Source organism: Rhodococcus sp. IEGM 1381 (genome assembly GCF_030056795.1).
Taxonomy (GTDB): domain Bacteria; phylum Actinomycetota; class Actinomycetes; order Mycobacteriales; family Mycobacteriaceae; genus Rhodococcoides.
In genome coordinates this window covers 100,683-121,729 of record NZ_JASHKQ010000011.1, presented here as the reverse complement: position 1 = coordinate 121,729, position 21,047 = coordinate 100,683, and the positions used below count along the sequence as shown (strand labels likewise).

10 protein-coding genes are annotated in these 21,047 nt (G+C 65.1%); 4 read left to right on the top strand and 6 right to left on the bottom strand.

Features of this window, described 5'->3' with window-relative positions:
* Window positions 1-20: 20 nt before the first annotated feature.
* Genes QM797_RS20365 through QM797_RS20355 form a run of 3 tightly spaced genes read right to left on the bottom strand, consistent with a single transcriptional unit; the run spans window position 21 to window position 7,191 of the window.
* Window positions 21-860, bottom strand: coding sequence for an HAD-IIB family hydrolase (locus tag QM797_RS20365; RefSeq protein ID WP_283277472.1), 840 nt, complete (start codon window positions 858-860; stop codon window positions 21-23).
* A 28-nt stretch (window positions 861-888) separates the two neighbouring features.
* On the bottom strand, window positions 889-2,094 hold the full coding sequence (locus QM797_RS20360) for a metallophosphoesterase (RefSeq protein WP_283277471.1): 1,206 nt from the start codon (window positions 2,092-2,094) through the stop codon (window positions 889-891).
* Between the two features lie 9 nt (window positions 2,095-2,103).
* Complete coding sequence (locus QM797_RS20355; RefSeq protein WP_283277470.1) at window positions 2,104-7,191, bottom strand: PDDEXK-like endonuclease domain-containing protein; 5,088 nt, start codon at window positions 7,189-7,191, stop codon at window positions 2,104-2,106.
* 283 nt (window positions 7,192-7,474) lie between these two features.
* Between QM797_RS20355 and QM797_RS20350 the strand changes: the two genes are divergently transcribed.
* The gene (locus QM797_RS20350) at window positions 7,475-8,149 is read left to right on the top strand and encodes a TetR/AcrR family transcriptional regulator (RefSeq protein WP_283277469.1); all 675 of its coding nucleotides are present in this window, start codon (window positions 7,475-7,477) and stop codon (window positions 8,147-8,149) included.
* A 385-nt stretch (window positions 8,150-8,534) separates the two neighbouring features.
* Complete coding sequence (locus tag QM797_RS20345; RefSeq protein ID WP_283277486.1) at window positions 8,535-14,012, top strand: ATP-binding protein; 5,478 nt, start codon at window positions 8,535-8,537, stop codon at window positions 14,010-14,012.
* 97 nt (window positions 14,013-14,109) lie between these two features.
* On the opposite strand, the gene QM797_RS20340 is transcribed toward QM797_RS20345, so the two are convergent.
* The 3 genes from QM797_RS20340 to QM797_RS20330 are packed head-to-tail and all read right to left on the bottom strand — an operon-like array spanning window position 14,110 to window position 17,512.
* Window positions 14,110-14,994 carry a pseudouridine synthase gene (locus QM797_RS20340; protein WP_283277468.1) on the bottom strand — a complete coding sequence of 295 codons (885 nt, stop codon included), beginning with the start codon at window positions 14,992-14,994 and terminating at the stop codon, window positions 14,110-14,112.
* 4 nt (window positions 14,995-14,998) lie between these two features.
* Window positions 14,999-15,841, bottom strand: a complete 843-nt coding sequence (gene trhO, locus QM797_RS20335; RefSeq protein ID WP_283277467.1) for an oxygen-dependent tRNA uridine(34) hydroxylase TrhO — start codon at window positions 15,839-15,841, stop codon at window positions 14,999-15,001.
* 18 nt (window positions 15,842-15,859) lie between these two features.
* On the bottom strand, window positions 15,860-17,512 hold the full coding sequence (locus QM797_RS20330) for an alkaline phosphatase D family protein (RefSeq protein WP_283277466.1): 1,653 nt from the start codon (window positions 17,510-17,512) through the stop codon (window positions 15,860-15,862).
* A gap of 127 nt (window positions 17,513-17,639) precedes the next feature.
* Between QM797_RS20330 and QM797_RS20325 the strand changes: the two genes are divergently transcribed.
* Entirely contained in the window at window positions 17,640-19,112 is a 1,473-nt protein-coding gene (locus tag QM797_RS20325; RefSeq protein ID WP_283277465.1) for a cryptochrome/photolyase family protein, read from the top strand.
* A gap of 484 nt (window positions 19,113-19,596) precedes the next feature.
* Entirely contained in the window at window positions 19,597-21,012 is a 1,416-nt protein-coding gene (locus tag QM797_RS20320; RefSeq protein ID WP_283277464.1) for an HNH endonuclease signature motif containing protein, read from the top strand.
* Window positions 21,013-21,047: the final 35 nt, after the last annotated feature.

Genomic DNA, 21,047 nt, shown 5'->3' with positions numbered 1-21,047 from the left:
CGAAACGAGCAGACCGGACGTTACAATTCGGCGCGGTGTGCGGTGAGTTCTTCCAGGTAGCGTGCGACCGCGTCGTCGTCGTTGCATCCGAGAACACGATCTGCGACGGCAAGCACCGGCGCCGCGGCATTCGACGGACACAACGCCGTGCCCGCCCATGCGAGCATCGGCAAGTCGTTGCGCGCATCTCCGACTGCTGCAACCGAATTCGGCGATACACCCCACTGCTCACACAACTCTTGCAGCGCGCTTGCCTTCGAGACTCCCGCAGCAGACATCTCGATGTAGGGCGCACCGGAGTGCGTCAACTCCACCCCGTCCAGGCCGGCCGCAGCAACGAGCTCGTACAGGGCCTCACTGCTCGCATCCCTGTGTCGGGCAACGATTTTGACGGTCGGTTCGATCTCGACCGATAGACCGTGATCGGAGAGTTCCATCTCATGGGGTTGCCGATGATGGTCAGCGAACACGCACAGTTCCGCATACCCGGCCTCTGCCACGAATCGTGTGGCACCGACGGTCGCGAATGCCACGCCGGGTACGAGAGACCGGACGGCCGACTTGACCGACGCGACCGTCTCGGCCGGTACCGATCTGGTGCCGACGATGTTCGGGGTGCCGTCGGCCAGATCGAGAACCACGGCCCCGTTGGCCCCGATCGCCGTCCCGCGGAATCCGCAGGACGCAGCGAGTTCGTCGATGGAGTGACGTGCCCGTGCGGTCGCCCACACCACCCTGATTCCGGCGGCGTCGGCACTGGCCATCGCGTCGGCCGTGCGCGCCGAAATAGTTCGGTCCGAACGCAACAGCGTGCCGTCGAGATCGGTTGCGACCACCACGATGTCTTCGGCTCTGTTCACTCCACCGATACTGCCAGCTGTCGCTGTCTCAGCCGGCGACCAACGTCAGAACGGAAATCTCGCTCGGTGCGAACACCCGGAACGGTGGACCCCAGAATCCCGATCCGCGGCTGGTGTAGAGCTGAGTTCGGTCGCCATGACGGCTCAGTCCGTGCACCACCGGCTGATCGAGGCGGACCAACGCCGAGAACGGCCAGATCTGGCCGCCGTGCGTGTGGCCGGACACCTGCAGATCGACACCCGCCCGGACGGCATCGCCGATCTGTTTGGGCTGATGGGCCAGCAACAACACAGGCATCGAGGGATCGGTGCCTGCGAGTGCCCGAGGCAGATCGGCACCGTGGCCCGGCGCACCGGAACCCTTGGCCGTGGCATCGTCGACTCCGGCGATGATCAGCGCGTCGTCACCGCGATGGAGCACCACGTGCCGATTGTGCAGCGAGTTCCACCCGATGCTCTCCATGTGATCGAGCCACTCCTGTGCCTCGCCGAAGTACTCGTGATTGCCGGTGACGTACACACGCGTCGATGTTGCGAGCATGGATTCCAGCGGCGCTGCCTGCCGTCGACGCCGATCGACCGAACCGTCGGCTATGTCTCCCACATGGGCCAACACATCGGGTTCGAGCGCATTGACGGCATCGGTCAATCGGTGCGACCACGTTGTCCGATCGAGCGGACCGAAGTGCGTGTCGGTCACCAGAACTACTCGCAGACCGTCGAATCGAGGGCCGAGCCGATCGATCCGCACGGTCGTGTGCCGAACCCGCGGCGTACGCATCGCCTCGTAGTGACCCCACAGCGCAAGGACCACGACGATTCCTACGGTCGAAACCGCCACGATTCGCGACCGCACCGGGTCGTCGACTCCGGCGACCCACAAGCCCAGTCGTAGCAGCAACGACAGCGCCGACCACACGAACGCGATCCACACCAGACCGAGCAGCACGTCACCGACGCGCGCCCAGGCATCTTTACGCCGCCCCTCGAGACCGGGCCGATGACCCATGTACATAGACGTGGGCAGCGCGAGAAACGCGGCGACCGCAACCGAGGTCCCGACGACCTGCGCAGCCACTTCCCACTGTGCGCCCGCGAACACAACCGTCCACGTCGGCAGCGCGAAAAGCGCCGCGCAGACCGAGAACACGACGGTGGGCACCACGATCCGGCGGCGGCCCGACCGCTGGGGTGAGGCCGACCGGTCCGAGTGCTGCGTCTGGCGATCTGTCATCGGCGGGCGCTACGGTCTACGGCGGGTGGTGTAGCCGCGGAGTCCATTGAGCGGGAGTTCGTGCTCGGAGATCTTCTGGTCCTCCGATTCTTCGAGACCGACGCTCGTCTCGGCATCGGTCTTCTCGGGCTCCACCGGACTCTCGTCCGCCCCGTTCGGCACTTCAGTGGCGGACTCGGTCGGCTCGACGGTCGGTGTGGTCTCGTCTCGAGCCTCGGCCGCCTCCTCTGCCCGTGCAGGTGATGTCACTCCGTTGTCGGCCGTGCGTTCGGCAGCGGTTTCCGGCTTGTCGGGCTTGGGCTGCGTGGATCCGTTGGTCATCGGCGACCGACTCGACGTCGAAGACCCGTTCGGGTGTGCAGAGCCACGGGAGGCGGCGGACCCGCCGGATCCGTTGGTCGCGTGAGCACCGTTGGTTCCGGACCCGTTGGTCGTTCCGGTTCCGTCGGCGCTTCGAGAGCCGTTGGTCGGTGTCGGGGTCGGGGTTTCTCGGTCTCCGGAGTGGGCCTCGGTCGGGATGTCGATGTGCGGCATGGTCCACAGGGACAGCACCGATCGATGGTGCACCGAGGAGTCGTCGGTGGACGAGGTATCGAAGGCACCGGAATCGTCGAACTGCGAGGCCTCGAGCGGCACCGGCGTCCACGCCTCGTCGGAGGACGCAACGCCGTCCACCACAACGCTGTTGGGCTTGATCCCCAGCTGCGCCAACGTTGCCCAGAGGCTTTCCAACGCCGCATCGCGGTCCAGGTAGTACTCCGATTCACGCACCCGCCAGAACGTCCAGCCGCAGCGCTTGAGTTCCTGCTCACGCTGCAGATCGGCCAACCGCTGCGCGGAGGTGGACAGGAAGGTGTCGCCGTCGCACTCCACCGCCAACCGCGAGGATTCCCCGGTGACCACGAGGCCGAGACGCCGATTGTTCACTTCCACACCGGGATTGACGTGGAATCCACGGTCGACGAGGTCGTTCCACAGCTGCTGCTCGAGAAGCGTCTCGAAGGGGGCCGTCCGGACCTCACGTGAGACGTTCACCGGCATCGGATCGGCCGGTGCGGGCGACACGGAGGTGACATAGCTCAGCAACGAGTTGCGCAAGTCTGCCCGTTTGAGGCGGTCGACCGTGACCGAGTGGAAGAGCCACAGCTGATCCTGTGCCCGCGAGGCCGCCACGTTGAAACGCCGCTTGTACTGGTTGGCGGTGAGGGTGGCGAAATTTTGGTCGGGGGCCACCACCATCGAGAGGAACACGACGTTACGTTCGTCGCCCTGGAAGTCCGGCGGCGTACCGACGCGTAGCCGCCGCTGTTCCCACTGTTCGATGCCGATGCGCTTGATCAACTCGTTGCGAATCTCGTCGACCTGCGACTGTCCTTGCAGCACAACGACACCGAAGGTCAAGTTGTCGTACGAGGGATCCTCGAGACAGTCGGCGATCTGCTGGGCGATCGCGACAGCCTCGGTGCGGTTGACGAGCGACGCATTCTTCCCGGTCACCGTTGCACCGCGAACGTACGTGTGCCGCAACGGCGGTAGCCGATCTGCCCCGAACTGCCGCACGGGAACGAGCGGCGAGTCTCCGTAGAACTGCTGGCTCGACCAATTGATGATCTCCGGCATCGACCGGAAGTGCTCGCGCAACCGCACCACCTGGCCGAACCTGGTGCGCAACATGGAGAACAGACTCGACCTCGGCGTCAGAGTCGCTCGTACGTGTTCGGGCAGATCGGGCAGGTAGACGTCCAACCGATCGAACACGTCCTCGAGGGTCCCGGTCTGCATGACATCGGCGGGTGCACACTGACGGTCGTCACCCACCACGATCACGCGAGGCGCGAGATACAGCAGGAAGAGGCTGGTGATGTCGGCCTGGCTGGCCTCGTCGACGATGACGACGTCGAAGCTACCCGGTACCGGCGGAATCGACGCCAACACCTGCGAGAGCGGCATGACCCAGGCAGGCACCGCGCTCTGCGCCTCGCGCATCGCGGATCGTGCTGCACTGCGGTAGGTTTCGGCATACTTGCCGGCCCCGGATCCGATGCTGGAGATGTGCTCGCGGTAGGTCTGCAACGCACGAACCTCGACGGCTGTCATTCGCTCGAGACTGTTGCGCCACGCACTCGCGGCAGCGAGACGGGTAGTGAGATAAGCGATGTCGGTATCGGCAGCGGCCAATTCCGCTTCGAGTTGCTGTTCGAGACCGCCATGATGCTGCTCGCCGACCCACTCGCGAGCACGACGCCACGCCCAGGCCTTCGACATCTGCCAACTGAGCTCGTCCCACTCGAGGTCAGCGGCGGTGTCCTCGACCAGATCGAACAGGGCGGGTGCCACCGCGGACAATGACGCCGACATCGATTCGAGCAGGAGTTGATCTTCTTGCTCGGCACATGCCTGCGAATACGAGGCAACGGCAGCAGCCAATTCCACCGGATCGGCGGTGCTCAACGCACTCACCAGGGTCGAGCCCTCGGGTGACGGCCCGGCATCGATACGAGTGGCGACCGAGAACTGCAGGGCGTCGAGTTCGGCCCGCGCGGCCTGGATGCCCATTCGCTCGTTGATGGCATCGGCGGCTCCGGCGATCTCGCGCGCCTCGGCCATGCTTCGAATCCACGGTGCCGCAGGGGAAATAGCGTAGAGCCGGTGCACCAGGGCGTCACGTGCGGAAACCACCGACGCCACCAGGCCGAGCCGATCGGCGATACGCGCCACGTTGTTCACGCGAATCGAACGCGTTCCGTCGAGCGGAACGATGATCGCCAGGTCGGCCAGGAGCACCGATGCGGTCTGCACGGTGTCCAGTGCGCGGATGTGTTCGGCCACCAGACGCGCGGCCATAGCCGTCGTCGCGGGTTGTCCGTCGACCGTGGCCACGATGTCGAGTGCCTCGACGGCTTTCTGCTCCTCGCTGCGGCGGAACCGCGGCTTCCACTCGACGCCCGACTCCAGGGCTCCGGCAAGCGCATCCATCGCCGCCAGCGCCGCCGCCGAACTCGACGAACATTGCACGTCGTGTGCACCGACGTAGCGATCCGACGCAGCTGCTGTCTCGACCATCAGGTCGAGTCCGCTGACCCGAGACCACAGGTGCGCGGCTTCACCGGACAGCACCGAATCGGTCAGGCGCGAATAGGAACCGTCGAGTTCGACCACCGCTCGAACTCGGGCGGCAAGCTCCTCGCACAGTTGCCGGATCTCTGCGGACACCGCCGGCTGCACGCCGTCTATCAGCGTGATGAGGGAGGCGGCCTGCGGCGAGACGGCGTCGATCTGCGCGCTTGCGCGCCGGCACAGCGCGGCGAGTTCGGCCGAATTCGGCAGCATCGTCTCCGGGCGCGGCAGCACTTGGCGGGAGCGCAGTGTGCGATTCTCGTCCGAGGTTGCGATCAACGTGCGCAAGCGATCGACCTGGGTACCGTCGAGTGGGGGCCGGTCGGCCAGCAGTGGGCCCGGCAGCCACTCGTGTGAGCTCTCGGCTGCTTTGACCTTGCGGACGATCGAGGACACCGTGCCGTCATATCCGTCCGAAACATTTTCGTGCACAACAGTTTCGGACTCACGGAGCGCCCTGACGCGGTCCATCAGCTCGGCCCGCCCAGCGACAGCCGCCGCACGCTGCGTCGTCAGTGCTTCGATCTTCTGCACCTCGCTGGCCTCGTCGAAGGAGGTCTTGCGTTCGGCTATCTTCGCGACGCTGCGGTTCAGCTCGTCCGAACCACCACGAGAGAGGTCGGTGATGGACACACAGAGCTCCTGCAACTCCGGCGGCAGTTTGTCACGCAACACACGCAAAGCTTGTGACTTCTCACTGGTGACCAGAACCCGTTGACCGCGCGCCAACAGCCCCGACATCAAGTTCGCGATGGTGTGGGTCTTGCCCGTACCGGGTGGGCCCTCGACCACGACACCGCTGTCGCGACCGAGACGTTCGATGATTTGCGACTGCTCCGCATTCGCCGGCAACGGAAACAGCGGATCCTCGGCCAAAACCGCAGACTCACCAGCTCCGGTGCGCTCGAGCCACGCCAATCGATCGGCCGGTTCGATGGCATCGACGAGCTGCGCGAGACCCAGCGGTACCGGGGAGTCGGCGAATTCGAGATCGGCGATCATCTGCTCGTAGTACTCGACCAACGCAAACGAGTTGCGGGTACGGAGCACGAGGGCAGGCGAGATGGTCAGTGTTCGGTCGTCGTCGATGTAGGCGAGAGCTCCGGGCGGTCCGACCCGATCGAGTACCTCGATCTCGTGGCGCGGAACTCGCGCAGCCCAGGTTCGGAGGAACTGCTCGACTCCGGCTCCGATGGGCGAGGTGACCGAGTTGTGCAACTGCTGCGCCAGGTCCACCGATCCGGAAGTATCGAATTCGTTCGAGCCCGTCAGCAGCTGCCCGTCCTCCAGCCGCGGGGTTGTGTTCGCGGCGAGACGTACCAACAGGTCACCGGTACGAACGTCCCGCTCGATGTTGGCCGACTGCGTGATCAGGTGGGTACGGACGCTGCGCTGCGGATCGGCGTTGCTCGACGTCAGCAACCCCGACGCCACCACCAGTTCGATCGACTCGGGCCGGGACGCGAGCTCTTGCATCATCAGCTGCAGGGCCTGGTAGATCGCAGCCTGGGGACGCCGCTCCCGGTCCTCCTGCGCCCATTCCTTCCACGACTGCGAGTACTCCTCGAAAGCCTTCTTGATCTCGTACGCCTTGCGGATATCGAAGTCGGCATCGGATTCCTGCGCCTCCGCACGACGGCGGGACGTCACCGAGGACGCGTCGGCCAGCTCCAGCTCGCGGTAGCGGCTGTCGGCGACGATCTGAGGATCGAGCCACCCCGACAGCAGCTCGGGAGGCGCGGGCGGCTCGTCGACCGCGATGCGCGGCGCACGGAGCACCACGCCACCCTGCTTGGCCAGCAGATCGAGCTGCATGGGCACGTCACCGGAATGCACCCACTCGACCTGTACGTGGTCGTCGAATCGAAGCACAGGGTTCGATCTCGCTTCGACGATCTCGCGAAGGAAGCGCAGCAGGCGTTGCACCCTGCTTTTGAGCTCGTCGTCGTGTTCACGACCGGTAGCCGCTGCAGCCGTCACAGTTTCCCCATAAATACTCGAATGGTCGTCCCATCGCGGGGACAGTGCTTGCGCACCTCGGCCACACTAGCCGCTCGAAAGCAGTTGTTCACCGCGTGCTGAGCACACAGAATGCGTTCTAGTGCCGGGTCACAAAGACCGCGTTTCGGTGGCCGTGTGCACCACAGCGGAGCGCCCCGATCCACTCCCTCGGTACCCGCTCGAACACGCGACTTCCTCAGCGGGGTGAGATTCGCAGGTTCATCCGCACGGAACCGTGCACACAATGACGTATAAAGACTGAATGCCTGCTGCGTCGGAGTCCGGTGGCGAGCTTCCTGGTCGGGAGCTGCCGATCACCCCACGCGGGCTACGAACTCGATCCTCGCTCGTCGCGGCCGCACGACGCGTCTTCGAGGAGAGCGGATACCTCGACTCCCGGCTGATCGACATCACCCGCGCTGCTCGGTGCTCCGCCGGAACCTTCTACACGTACTTCACCAGCAAAGAAGAAATCCTGGCCGCGGTGCTCGAACAGGCCAGGGACGACATGCTGCACCCCGGTACGGAACGTGTGGATCCCCACGAAAATCCGGTGGCCGTGATCGCCGCGAGTAACCGCGCCTACTTCGAGGCGTACCAGCGCAACGCGAAGCTGATGGCCCTGCTCGAGCAGGTCTCGAACATAGATCCCGAATTTCGACGGCTACGCCGCGAGCGCGCCGACGCCTTCGTCAGACGCAATGCCCGCAGTATCCAAAGTCTGCAGAACCGAGGCCTGGCCGACACCGAACTCGATCCCCTTCTCGCCTCCCGAGCCCTCTCGTCGATGATCAGCCGGCTCGCGTTCAATCACTTCGTCGTCGACGCCGCCGGCGGTCGGGCCGCAGCGGACTACGAGAGTCTGCTCGAGACTGCGACGAGGCTGTGGGTCAACGCGCTGCGGCTGCCCTGTACCGACGACGGGGACGCCCTGTGAGAGCTCGACGCGCGACGAATCGGAACGCGAAAGAGGGCTCGACGGAGCCGTACCCACCGGTAATGTACTCGCCGGTAGGTACGTGTGTGCCCGAACAGTGAATTAGCCCTTACGCCAACGCTACTCACGGGTACGAAATCGAAATTGCCCGGCAGGCTCGACCGGTCCGATACGAAATACGCTGTCATAGAATATGATTCAGCTTTTCGTGATCAATCACACTCACGCCGAACGTCGTTGGCGATGCATGGGGGCACATTGCCGTTAGAATAGGTCGATCGGAGTGCTGCATGGGCGCATGAGTAACGGACATGCCTGGCACCGATCCACGTTCCATCGAGAGTGCGCCGACGAAGTGCGCCCATACCGAGCGAAGAGAGATACGTTGTTCAAGCGGATTGCAGTAGTCAACCGAGGCGAGGCAGCAGTACGGCTGATCCGAGCCGTCCGAGAGCTCAACGCCGAACACGATTACGGCATCCGCACCGTAGCGCTGCACACCGAGGCGGAGAAGCGGGCCATGTTCGTCCGCCTGGCCGATGAGGCCGTCACGCTGCGTAAGCCCGCCAGCGGCTCGGCGTACCTCGACTACGGCGTCCTCGAGGCGGCGCTGGTGGAGTCCGGTGCCGACGCGGTGTGGGTCGGGTGGGGCTTCGTCGCCGAGGACCCGACGTTCGCGGACCTCGTCGCCCGGTTGAACATCACCTTCATCGGCCCGTCCGCCGACGCCATGCGTCTGCTCGGCGACAAAGTCCAGGCCAAGCTCCTCGCCGAGAAGGTCGGCGTCCCGGTCGCACCGTGGTCCGGTGGACCGGTCGAGACCCGCGCGGACGCCCGCCGTCATGCAGCAGCGATCGGCTACCCGCTGATCATCAAGGCCCGCTCGGGCGGCGGTGGCCGCGGTATCCGCAAGGTCTTCCACGAGGACGAACTGGAACTGTCCCTCGAGCGCACCCAGGGTGAGGCCGAGCGCTCGTTCGGTGACCCCGTGGTCTTCCTCGAACGGCTCGTCACCGACGCCCGCCACGTCGAGGTTCAGGTCATCGCCGACAGCCACGGCAACGTCTGGGCCCCGGGTGTGCGCGACTGCTCGATCCAGCGCCGCAACCAGAAGGTCATCGAAGAATCCTCCTCACCGCTGCTGACCAAGGAGCAGGCCGACCAGCTCCGCACCGCCTCGGCCGAGCTCGTCAAGGCTGCCGGCTACCAGGGCGCAGGCACCGTCGAGTACCTGTACCAGCCCGAGCAGAAGATCTTCACCTTCCTCGAGGTCAACACCCGCCTGCAGGTCGAGCACCCCATCACCGAGTACACCACCGGCATCGACCTGGTGAAGCTGCAGATCCTCGTCGCCGACGGTCAAGCACTGCCCGGCGAGTGCCCCACCGAGTTCGGCCACGCCGTCGAGGCCCGTCTCAACGCCGAGGACGCCGACAACGGCTTCGCGCCCGCACCCGGCACCGTCGAACTGCTCAAGTTTCCGCTCGGCACCGGCATCCGCGTCGACACCGGTATCGCTCAGGGCGACGTGATCCCGCCCGACTACGACTCGATGGTCGCCAAGGTCATCGCCTGGGGCCGCGACCGCAGCGAAGCTCTGGCGAGACTGCGTAACGCACTACGGGAAACCACCGTCGTCATCGACGGCGGCACCACCACCAAGTCGTTCCTGCTGAGCCTGCTCGACCGCGAGGAAGTCATCTCCGCCTCCGCCGACACCGGCTGGCTCGACCGCACCGAGGCCGGCTCGCAGGTGGGCCCGACGGCCGTCGCGGACATCGCCATCATCGCCGCGGCCATCGATGCCTACGACGCCGAGGAAGGCCGCGAGCGCACCGCGTTCCTCAACTCCGCTCGCGGCGGTCGTCCGCGCGCTACCCATGCCATCGGCCGCACCGTCGAACTGAACTACCAGGGCCAGGCCTACAAGCTCGAAGTAGGCCAGACCGGCACGCACCGCTACAGCATCGACGGAGATGCCATCGGGGAGTTGCAGGTCGACGTCGAACGCCTCGGCACCTACGAGAGTCGACTGGTCATCGGCGATCACCGCTACCAGGTGGTCACTGTCGCCGGAGCCGCCCACTTCCTCGTCGAGGTCGACGGCATCAGCCACCAGATCTCCCAGGACGAGGCCGGGCTGGTCCGCGCGCCTGCCCCCGCCGTCGTCGTCGCCGTCCCGGTCGCCGTCGGCGACGAGGTCGAAGCAGGACAGACCCTCGTCGTCCTCGAATCGATGAAGATGGAAACCGCCGTCCGGTCCCCGTACGCGGGCACCGTGCGTGAGGTGTTGGCCTCGGTCAACGGACAGGTCGACGCCGGAGCAGCACTGCTGCGCGTCGATCAGGCCGGTGAGCAGAAGGTCTCCGAGCAGGCACCGCGCGTGCAGTTCCGCGGTATCGACGACGCCGCGCAGCGATCGCCGCAGCGCCGCGCACTGGACCGACTCGACGAACTCGCCGCCCTCATCACCGGCTTCGACGTCAGCGGAGCCCGCGCGCGAAACCTGTTGTCCACCTACGAGACTCTGCGGGCCGATGTGCCGCGCAACGATTCGGGACTGGTATCCGCCGAGCTGGATCTGCTCAACACATTCGCCGACATCTGCGAGCTCTCCCGCAACAGGCCGACGATGGACGAGGAGAGCAACGACGAGCGCGTCCACTCCCCTCGCGAGCACTTCCACTCGTTCCTGCACTCGCTCGACGCAGACGTTCAAGGGCTCCCGGATTCGTTCCGCGCCAAGCTCACTCGCGCACTCGCACACTACGACGCCGCCATCGACGAGGGCCGTACACCCGAGCTCGAAGAAGCCGTCTACCGCGTCTTCCTCGCCCTCCAGCGCATGGAGAACCAGGTTCCGGTCATCGCCGCTCTGCTCGGACACTGGCTCAGCGATTGCTCGGAACAACCCGACGCCACCCCGGCCATGGCCGGGGTACTCGAACGGCTCATCGGTGCCACCCAGGCCCGCTACCCCGTCATCGGCGACGTCGCCCGCAACCTGCGCTTCCGACTGTTCGACGAGCCGCAGATCCGCACCGCACGGGAGAAGATCTACGACGGTGTCCGCGGCAGCCTGCAGTACCTCGCCGAGAACCCCGACGCCACCGACTACTCGGCACGCGTCGCCGCTCTCGTCGCCACCCCGGAGCCGTTGATCGAGCTGCTGGCACAACGGATCACCGATCCCGGAGCCCTGCTCGAGGTGATCACCCGCCAGTACTACGAGATCCGCACCCTCGAAGACGTCAAAGCCTTCGACCGCGACGGAAAGCACTTCGTCACCGGCACTTTCGAGCTCTCGGGCGAGCAGCTGCACCTGATCTCCACGGCAACCGACTTCGATTCTCTCGCAAACACTCTCGACACTGTCGACGATATCGCCGGCCCGTCGCCGGAGAACCTGGCCGTGGACCTCTACCTGTCCTGGCCGGAGGCTCCGACCGACGGCGATGCGCTCTCGGACCAGCTTCAGGCCGTTCTGGCCGCGCATCCCGGCACCGGCCGCTGGCGTCGCGTCACCGTGACCGCCTTCGGATCCGCCACCCGAAAGATGACTTACCGCCGCACCACGGTCGAGGGATCCGAGCCCCTCGCCGAGGACACGATCATTCGGGACATGCACCCGCTGACCGGTCAACGACTCGACCTGTGGCGACTGAAGAACTTCGACGGAGTTCGCCTGCCCGCCAGCGCAGGTACATACCTGTTCCACCTGACGTCGAAGGCCAACCCCTCCGACGAGCGACTGGTTGCTCTGGCCGAGATCCGCGGTGTCACAACACAGTTGGACGACGCCGGCAACATCGTCGCGGTTCCGGAGATCGAACGGACCGTCGCGGCCTGCCTCGACGGAATCCGCCGGGCCCAGGCCGGACGCGGCAAGAAGCGGCTCGACGCCAACCGCGTCGTGCTCTACGTCTGGCCGGTACTCAACGTGCCCGCCGACCGCATCGCCACCATCGCCCGGCACATCGCGCCGCTGACGATCGGTGCAGGCCTCGAAGAGATCACTCTCATCGCTCGCCTGGCCGAAACACCCGGTGCGACACCGCGCGAGGTCGCGTTGCGCCTGTCGTACCGATCCGGTGCAGGCATCGTCGCCAAGGTGACCCCGCCGCCGACCGAACCGATGCGTCCGCTCGACGAGTACACCCAGAAGGTTCAGCGATCGCAGGCGCGCGGCACCGTGTACCCGTACGAGCTGATTCCGTTGCTGAGCAGCAACGGTGGCACGTTCACCGAGTACGACTTCGACGCCGACGGCGTCCTCGCACCGGTCGATCGTCCGTACGGCCGCAACACCGCAGGCGTCATCGTCGGTGTCGCGACCACACCGACCGCCACGTACCCCGAGGGCATCACCCGCGTCGCACTGTTCGGCGATCCGACCAAGGCGCTCGGCACCGTCGCCGAGGCCGAGTGCTCGCGGATCGTCGCGGCCATCGACCTAGCCGAACAACTCGGTGCACCCGTCGAATGGTTCGCATTGTCCTCCGGCGCAACGATTTCCATGGAGTCGGGCACCGAGAACATGGACTGGGTTTCGCGCGGCCTGCGCCGCATCATCACATTCACCCAGGCCGGCGGCGAGATCAACATCGTCGTCGCAGGCATCAACGTCGGCGCGCAGCCGTACTGGAACGCCGAAGCCACCATGCTCACCCACACCAAGGGCATCCTGGTGATGACCCCCGACAGCGCGATGGTGCTCACCGGAAAGCAGTCGCTGGACTACTCCGGTGGCGTCTCGGCCGAGGACAACTTCGGTATCGGCGGCTACGACCGCGTCATGGGCCCCAACGGCCAGGCACAGTACTGGGCACCGAACCTGCGCGCAGCGTGCGACATCCTGTTCGCGCACTACGACCACGCGTATGCCGCACCGGGAGAACGCTTCCCACGCCGCGCAGGCACCGCAGACCCGACCGAGCGCGACGTGCGCACCTACCCGCACGTGCACCCATCGAGCGACTTCACCACCGTCGGCGACATCTTCTCCTCGGTCACCAACCCGGACCGCAAGAAGCCGTTCGACATTCGCACCGTGATGCGCGCCGTGGTGGACCAGGACCACTCGGTGCTCGAACGCTGGGCCGACATGGCCGACGCCGACACCTCCGTGGTGTTCGACGCCCACCTCGCCGGAATCCCGGTGTCCGTCATCGGTATCGAATCGCGAGCCATCCCGCGCAAGGGCTGGTTCCCGTCCGACGGCCCCGATCAGTGGACCTCGGGCACCCTGTTCCCGAACTCGTCGAAGAAGACAGCTCGCGCTATCAACGCCGCCAGCGGAAGCCGGCCGATCGTGGTGCTGGCCAACCTCTCCGGCTTCGACGGATCACCGGAATCGCTGCGCAACATTCAGCTCGAATACGGAGCCGAGATCGGCCGCGCCATCGTCAACTTCGACGGGCCGGTCGTGTTCTGTGTTGTCTCGCGCTACCACGGCGGCGCGTTCGTGGTGTTCTCCGGAGCGCTCAACGACAACATGGAAGTCCTCGCCGTCGAGGGATCCTTCGCCTCCGTACTCGGCGGTGCCCCGGCAGCAGCAGTGGTGTTCACCCGCGACGTCAACGCCCGCACCGCAGCGGATCCGACCGTCAAGGAACTCGAGACTGCGCTGAACACCGCCGAGGACGACGCCACCCGCTCGGCCCTGCGCGTAGAGCTCGCCACGGTGCGAGCCAACGCCCGCAACGCCAAACTGGGTGAAGTGGCAGCCGAATTCGAGGCAATCCACAACATCCAGCGTGCTCAGGACATGGGATCGGTGCACCACATCGTCCCCGCCGCCGAACTGCGCCCGCAGCTGGTTGCCGCCATCGAACGCGGAATGGCGCGGTCGCTGGCTACGTAGGGCTTGGGTTCTCGCAGACGCGCGCGCGTTTGCTGGGTGCCCGCGGAATGGTTATCTATTCCGCGAGCGTCTGGCGAACGCGCGCGCGTTTGTCGGTTCAGGGGGCGTCGGTCCGCAGATGCCGGGCGCTGACGAAGCACCTGGCCTCACCGGTCAGCGGGTCCGTGAACTCGAGTGCCCGTGCGAGGAGCTGCAAGGGTCTGGTGAAGTCATCGGCCGGAACCGAGGTGAACACCGGATAGTACGGATCGTTCTCGATCGGAATCCCCAACGAGGACAGGTGAATCCGCAGCTGGTGAGTCTTGCCCGTCTTGGGAAACAGTCGATAGCGGGCGGCTGTGCCGAACGTCTCGACCAGTTCGATCAGGGTCTCACTGTTCGGCTCCCCGGGCTCCTCGTATGCCGTCATCACCCCGTGCTCCTTGAGGATTCTGCTGCGCACGACGCGGGGAAAGTGCAGCGCCGCATCGAATCCCGCAACTGCTTCGTATTCCTTGGTGACGTTGCGGGAGGAGAAGAGTTCCTGATACGGCCGTCGGGCATGCTTGGTCTTGGTGAAGAGCAGCACCCCAGCGGTGGCGCGATCGAGTCGGTGCGCGGGCGTGAGGTCGGGGCAGTCGAACTGCCTGCGTAGTCGCACCGTCGCCGTTTCGGTCACATGCCGACCACGCGGGATGGTGGCGAGGAAGTGCGGCTTGTCGACCACCAGCAAATTTTCGTCCTCGTGCAGGATTCCGATCTCGAACGGCACCGGAACCTCCTGCGCTGGAACGCGATAGAAGTACACCTGAATGCCGGCACGGTACCGCGTCGCGTCGGAGATAGGCCTGCTCTTCTCGTCGACCACTTCGGCGTCGCGCATGGCCCGCTGCCAGTTGTCGTCGGGCATCTCACGTTCGAGGTATTCGACGATGGTGGTGGCCGGATCACCATGCGGTAGAAGCAGTCTCATAGGCGCGAGACCGTCTCGAAAAGGCAGCATCTCTCTACGCGCAATCGAGACAGATCAACCGCAAACCACGGCCGGCATCACCGTCGAAGTCCTGGTAGCGCGATGTCGGATTGCCACAGGCACTGCAGCGACCGATGACGGCGGTGTGGTCGGAGAAGTTCTGCGCCATCCGCTTGTCGAAGACGAACAGCGAGCCTTCCCAGAGCGCCTCGTCACCGAAAGTCTCTGCGTACCGGACGATTCCGCCGTCGAGCTGATAGACCTCCTCGAACCCACGGGCCACCATCAGCGACGAGAGCACCTCGCACCGAACTCCCCCGGTGCAGTACGTGACCACCGGGGACTTCTTCAGATGGTCGTAGGCACCGGAATCGAGTTGGGAGACAAAGTCCCTCGTTGTCTCGACGTCGGGGACCACCGCGTTCTTGAACTTGCCGATCTGTGCCTCGAACGCATTGCGGCCGTCGAAGAAGACGACGTCGTCGCCGCGGGAATCTACGAGCTGATGCACCTGCTCCGGGCTCAGATGAGTCCCGCCGCCGACCACCCCTTCGGTGTCGACTCTCAGCTCCCCGGGGGCTCCGAACGTGACGATCTCGTCGCGGACGCGCACGCTCAGGCGTGGGAAATCGTTGCCGAGCCCATCGGACCACTTGATGTCGGCCGTCTTGAAGGCCGGATAGCTGCGGGTGCCGCGGACGTACAGTTTGACGTCGTCGACGTCGCCACCCACCGTCGCGTTGATGCCGTGTTCCGAGATGAGGATGCGTCCGGTCAGATTGTTCGACGCGGCCAGCGTCTGTTGCCACAGCCGGATCGCCTCGGGATCGGGTAGCGGAGTGAACACATAGAACAGGACGATTTTCGGTACAGCCACGCCGACCAGTATGGCGCGCTATCCGGCAGGCGGTGCCGCCGCCCGGACGCGCTGGGTGCCGGAGTCGACGGTGAAGCCGGCTCCCCAGTACACACCGGTCCGCGGATCCTCCTTCGCAGTGAGGAACCAGTGGTCCATCCGAGCCGCCGTCTTGGTGACCTCGAAGACGCCGAACCCGTGGCTGTCGAGGTCGACGAACTTCACGTGGTGGTTGAGCGCCTTGAATGCTTCCTCGGCGACTCGGCCCAACGTATGCGGCGGAGTGTGCGTCAGGTCGTCGATGTTGGCCGAACTGACCGACGTGACGACCAACTCGGTAGCAGCGGGCTGCGTGGTTGCATAGCGCGCCGCGTCGAGGGGCACCTCGCAGGCCCACGCCGAGTGGATGTCGCCGGTGATGAACACCGTGTTGTCGACGCCCGCGTCCACGATGGCACCGAGGAGCTTCCTGCGGTCGGCGGTGTACCCGTCCCAAGGATCGGCGTTGTAAGGCAAGCCGCCCTCCGGGATGCCGAGCAGGGAGGTGACGGCCTTGGCCGCATCGCGGTCGAGCGGCGGGATCAGAGTGGGCGTGATCATCACCGGATTGCCGACGATCTTCCACTGCGTCGGCGACGAGACGATGCCGTCCGTGAGCCACTGCATCTGCTCGGCACCGGTGATGGTTCGGTTCGGCGAATCGACTTCGGGACCGTTGAACGGCAACACCTGCTGCGAACGGTAGGTACGCAGGTCCAGCATCGACAATTCCAGAAGGTTGCCGAACCGCAGCCTGCGGTAGAGGTGGCGGTTGGTCGCGGTGCCCGCCGCGCGGACCGGCATCCACTCGTAGTAGGCCTGCACCGAATTGGCCTTGCGCGTGTACCAATCGCCCTCGGTGGCCGGAGTGTGGTTCTCGGCACCACCGTCGTAGGCGTCGTTGGCCGATTCGTGGTCGTCCCACGTGCAGATCCACGGCACGTCGACGTGGGCGGCCTGCAGATCCGGGTCGGACTTGTACTGACCGTGCCGCTGACGGTAATCGGCGAGTGTGACGATCTCGTGCGTGGGCGAATGCTGCCGAACGACGCCGTCGCGCCCCGGGAAGCCGCCCGTCTCGTACTCGTAGATGTAGTCGCCGAGGTGCACGATGGCGTCCAAATCCGTCCTGGCCGCCAAATGCCGGTAGGCACCGAAGTACCCCGACTCCCAGTTGGAGCACGAGACAACACCGAAGCGCATTGCATCGATATCGGCATCGTTGGCCGGAGCGGTGTGTGTGGTCCCGACGGCCGAGGCCGCGTCGCTCGTCCGGAAGTCGTAGAAGTACGTGGTGTCTGCGCTGAGGCCGTTGACGTCGACCTTGACGGTGTGGTCGGTATCGGGGCCGGTGGAGACCGTTCCGGAGGAGACGACGTCACCCATATCCGCGCTGCGGGAAATCCGCCACGTCACCGACACCTGCGGGCCGACTCCGGAGCCCGGGGTGGCGTCGGGCGTGGGGGTGATGCGGGTCCAGAGAACGATCGCGTCGGGTAACGGATCTCCCGACGCAACCCCGTGTAGAAAGCCTCGATCGCTGGCCTGCGCGTGTGCGGTCGCGGGCAGTGTTGTGGCCACTCCCGCCACAGCGACGGCCACCGACGACGAGCGAAGAAATGTCCTTCTGGAAAGCGCAGACTCAGCGTGCATCGGGTCAGTCCATGCGATGGACGGTCGGTGGTCAAGTAAGGCGCGCCTGGGTCGACCTCAGTGTTCACCGGCCGGCCATGTTTCGGACGCTGGTTTGCCTTCGTCGCTGCGGGAGAACACTCCGAGAATGGACGCACTGTGGTTGTTCGGTGATCAGCTCGGCCCGCACTTCCACTCAGCGGACGAGCACGCCGAGCGAGACGTGCTGATCATCGAGTCCCGGCGCGTGTTCCGGCGGCGGAGATACCACCGGCAGAAGCTTCATCTCGTGCTCTCGGGCATGCGTCATCTGGCCGACGAGTTGGGTGATCGCGTCACCTACGTTCAGACCGAAACGTATCGCGAAGGGTTGGCCCAGTACGGCAAACCCGTGGTGGTGTTCGAGCCCACCTCACACGCAGCGGAGAAGTTCGTTGCCGCGTTGCACGAAGAGGGCCTGGTCTCGGAGATTCTGCCGACACCGATGTTCGCGCTACCCCGGGCAGAGTTCGCCGACTGGGCGGCCGAGCGTGGGACCTTCCGGATGGAGACGTTCTACCGCGAGCAGCGCAAGAAGTTCGGTGTACTGATGGACGGGTCCGACCCGGTCTCTGGAAAGTGGAACCTCGACGCCGAGAACCAGTCGCCGCCCCCGAAGGGACGCCTGACCCTGGGTGTGGAGGAACCGTGGTGGCCGACCGAGGATGCCATCGACGACCAGGTGCGCGCCGACCTCGACGACTGGGCCCTCGACACCGTCGGAGTCGACGGGCCCCGAGTGTTCGCGGTGACCGCGGCCGAGGCGTCGGAGGCGTTGGCGCACTTCGTGAACTATCGCTTGGACGATTTCGGCAAGTACGAGGACGCGGTGATGGCCGACGACTGGACGATGTCGCACTCACTGCTCTCGGTCCCGTTGAACCTCGGACTGCTGCAACCGCTGGACGTGGCGCACGCCGCCGAGGACGCCCACCGAGACGGCACCTCGCTGGCGAGCGTCGAGGGCTTCATCCGGCAGATTCTCGGCTGGCGCGAATACGTGTGGCACCTGTATTGGCATCTGGGGCCGGAGTATCTCGAGCGCAACAAGCTCGATGCCCATGAGCCACTGCCGGATTGGCTGACCGAGCTGGACGGCGACGCGGTGGTGGCGAAGTGTCTGTCCAGCACCGTCGACGGTGTGCGAGATCGCGGTTGGGTGCACCATATCCCCCGGCTGATGATTCTGGGAAACTTTGCGCTGCAACATGCTTGGGATCCGCGCGCCTTGACCGACTGGTTCGCAACGGCTTTCGTCGACGGGTTCGCCTGGGTGATGCCGGTGAACGTGATCGGGATGAGTCAACACGCGGACGGCGGAGTGATCGCCACCAAGCCCTACGCCTCGGGCGGGGCGTACCTGAACCGCATGACCGACTACTGCAAGCAGTGCGAGTTCAACCCGAAAAAACGACTCGGCGACGACGCCTGCCCCTTCACCGCCGGCTACTGGGCCTTCGTGCACCGACACCGAGAGATGTTGGCACTCAATCACCGCACCGCTCGTCAGGTGTCGTCGATGAACCGATTGAGCGACCTCGAGCAGGTGTTGGAACAGGAGCGTCAGCGCGAGGCGTACTGACGCGCCGGATGCCTGAACCGAGGATTTCCGAACTTCGAGAGCGTCGCGCTCTGTGACGAATCGCCGCCGCGGTCGCCACCACTTTCGCTCTTCGCTATTGCGATGCAACTGGAACGACGCGCCAACTGGGGTGCGGCGAAACGCCGCATCGGTCCGATGGCCGTAAGTTGGGCGAATCTGCATGCGCGACGCTCCCCTCATGGTCGCGGACCGCCCGCGCGGCAGATAAACCGCCACGAAGACACCCAAATAACGCCAGCGGCGGATGGGAAAGAGTTGGTGCTGGTCGTATTAAGCGTAAGAAATCGAAATAGTCACCGCGCTGCTCGGACTGAAATCGCTGCAGCGATCACCATCTGGAAACGGGCTCCGCGCTTCTACCACAGACTACCGACAGGTTCTGATTCGCGAATCTTTATGCACACCAATAGTTTTCGATTACACTATCATTGCGCATCGAACACCAGTTCGATACACTTGGTCCATGACGACGGGGATCTGGCAACTGAGCGAAAGTGAACTCCTCGCCGACGCCACCGCGGTCTCCCATCAGATCCAATTGCTCGAAGCCCGGCGCATCGCTCTCGTCGCAGAGATCGACACCCGCATCTCCCGCGAGAAACTCGGCTTCCCCGGACCCGCCGGTTGGCTGACCTCCACCACCCTGCTCTCACCCAGCAAAGCGAACAAGATCGTCGCCCTCGCCCGCGGCATGGCTGCGTTTCCAGACATCGCCGACGCCGTGAACACCGGCGTCATGACCGTCGATCACGCCGCGCTGATTCTCACCTTCGCCGAAACACCCCCGAAAAACCTGCCGGATGAGGGGCGCGATGTCGCGCGTAAAGCTCTGATCGCCGCCGCCACCGGGCCCGAAGCGCGCACCGGCCGGATTCGTGCAGCGATCACCAGACTCGAAGACAGCTTCGGCAACAAGAAACCACCCGCCGACGACACCGACCGCAACGAACTCTTCGCCTCCAAGACCTTGAACGGGCGGCTGGTGTTGAAAGGTGATTTCGATGCGATCACCGCAGAGAAGCTGCTCACCGCCCTCTCGCCGTTGACCGAACCCCGACCCGCCGCCGACGGCACCCAAGACGACCGCAGCCCCGCCAAGCGCAGAGCCGACGCCTTCGGACACATCCTCGACCAATACCTCGCCTCCAGTAACCGCCCCATCGAAGGCGGTGAACGGCCGCACCTGAACCTGCACATCCGGTTGCAGGACCTCACCGACCTCCAGAGCCGCGGCGACAAAGACGACATCACCGACGACGAAAACTCACGCGCAGCAACAGAATCCGACACAGACACAGTCGATCCGGTGGATATCAACACCGGCAACCCCGTCGACACTGACTTAGCAACCGAACCGGACCACGAAAACGGCAGTGGCGGTCGCGGTGAAGGCGGTGCTGCCGCTGATCGTGGCGCGTATCGCGACTTGTTCGGCGACGGCACTTCGGTCGGGTGGCTGCCGTGGATGGGACCGCTCTCCCGCAACACCTCCCGCCAATTGGCGTGTGATTGTGTCCTCACCGCCATCGTCATGGACGAGAACGGTTCACCGATCAACCTCGCCCGCACCGCCCGCACCGTCACCGCGAAACAGAAACGCGCCCTCACCGCCCGCGATCACGGCTGCGCGTTCCCCGGCTGCGGCAAACCCGCCGCCTGGACCGAAGGACACCACATCTGGCACTGGGGTGACGGCGGCCCCACCGACATGAACAACCTCGTTCTACTCTGCGGATTCCACCACAAACTCATCCACCACTCCGACTGGGAAGTGTTCATCGGCACCGACAACCACCCCTGGTTCGTCCCACCGGCCACCGTCGACCCCTACCGCGAACCCCGACAATCCCACGCCCGAGCCGGCCCCCACATCGCATAACCCCTCAAACAACACCAGCCCCGCACCGAGAACAC

Coding starts and splice junctions, on each gene's coding strand:
- QM797_RS20360 (WP_283277471.1), bottom strand. CDS start 2,094: ATGACAGATCGCCAGACGCAGCACTCGGACCGGTCGGCCTCACCCCAG.
- QM797_RS20350 (WP_283277469.1), top strand. CDS start 7,475: ATGCCTGCTGCGTCGGAGTCCGGTGGCGAGCTTCCTGGTCGGGAGCTG.
- QM797_RS20340 (WP_283277468.1), bottom strand. CDS start 14,994: ATGCTGCCTTTTCGAGACGGTCTCGCGCCTATGAGACTGCTTCTACCG.
- QM797_RS20330 (WP_283277466.1), bottom strand. CDS start 17,512: ATGCACGCTGAGTCTGCGCTTTCCAGAAGGACATTTCTTCGCTCGTCG.
- QM797_RS20325 (WP_283277465.1), top strand. CDS start 17,640: ATGGACGCACTGTGGTTGTTCGGTGATCAGCTCGGCCCGCACTTCCAC.
- QM797_RS20320 (WP_283277464.1), top strand. CDS start 19,597: ATGACGACGGGGATCTGGCAACTGAGCGAAAGTGAACTCCTCGCCGAC.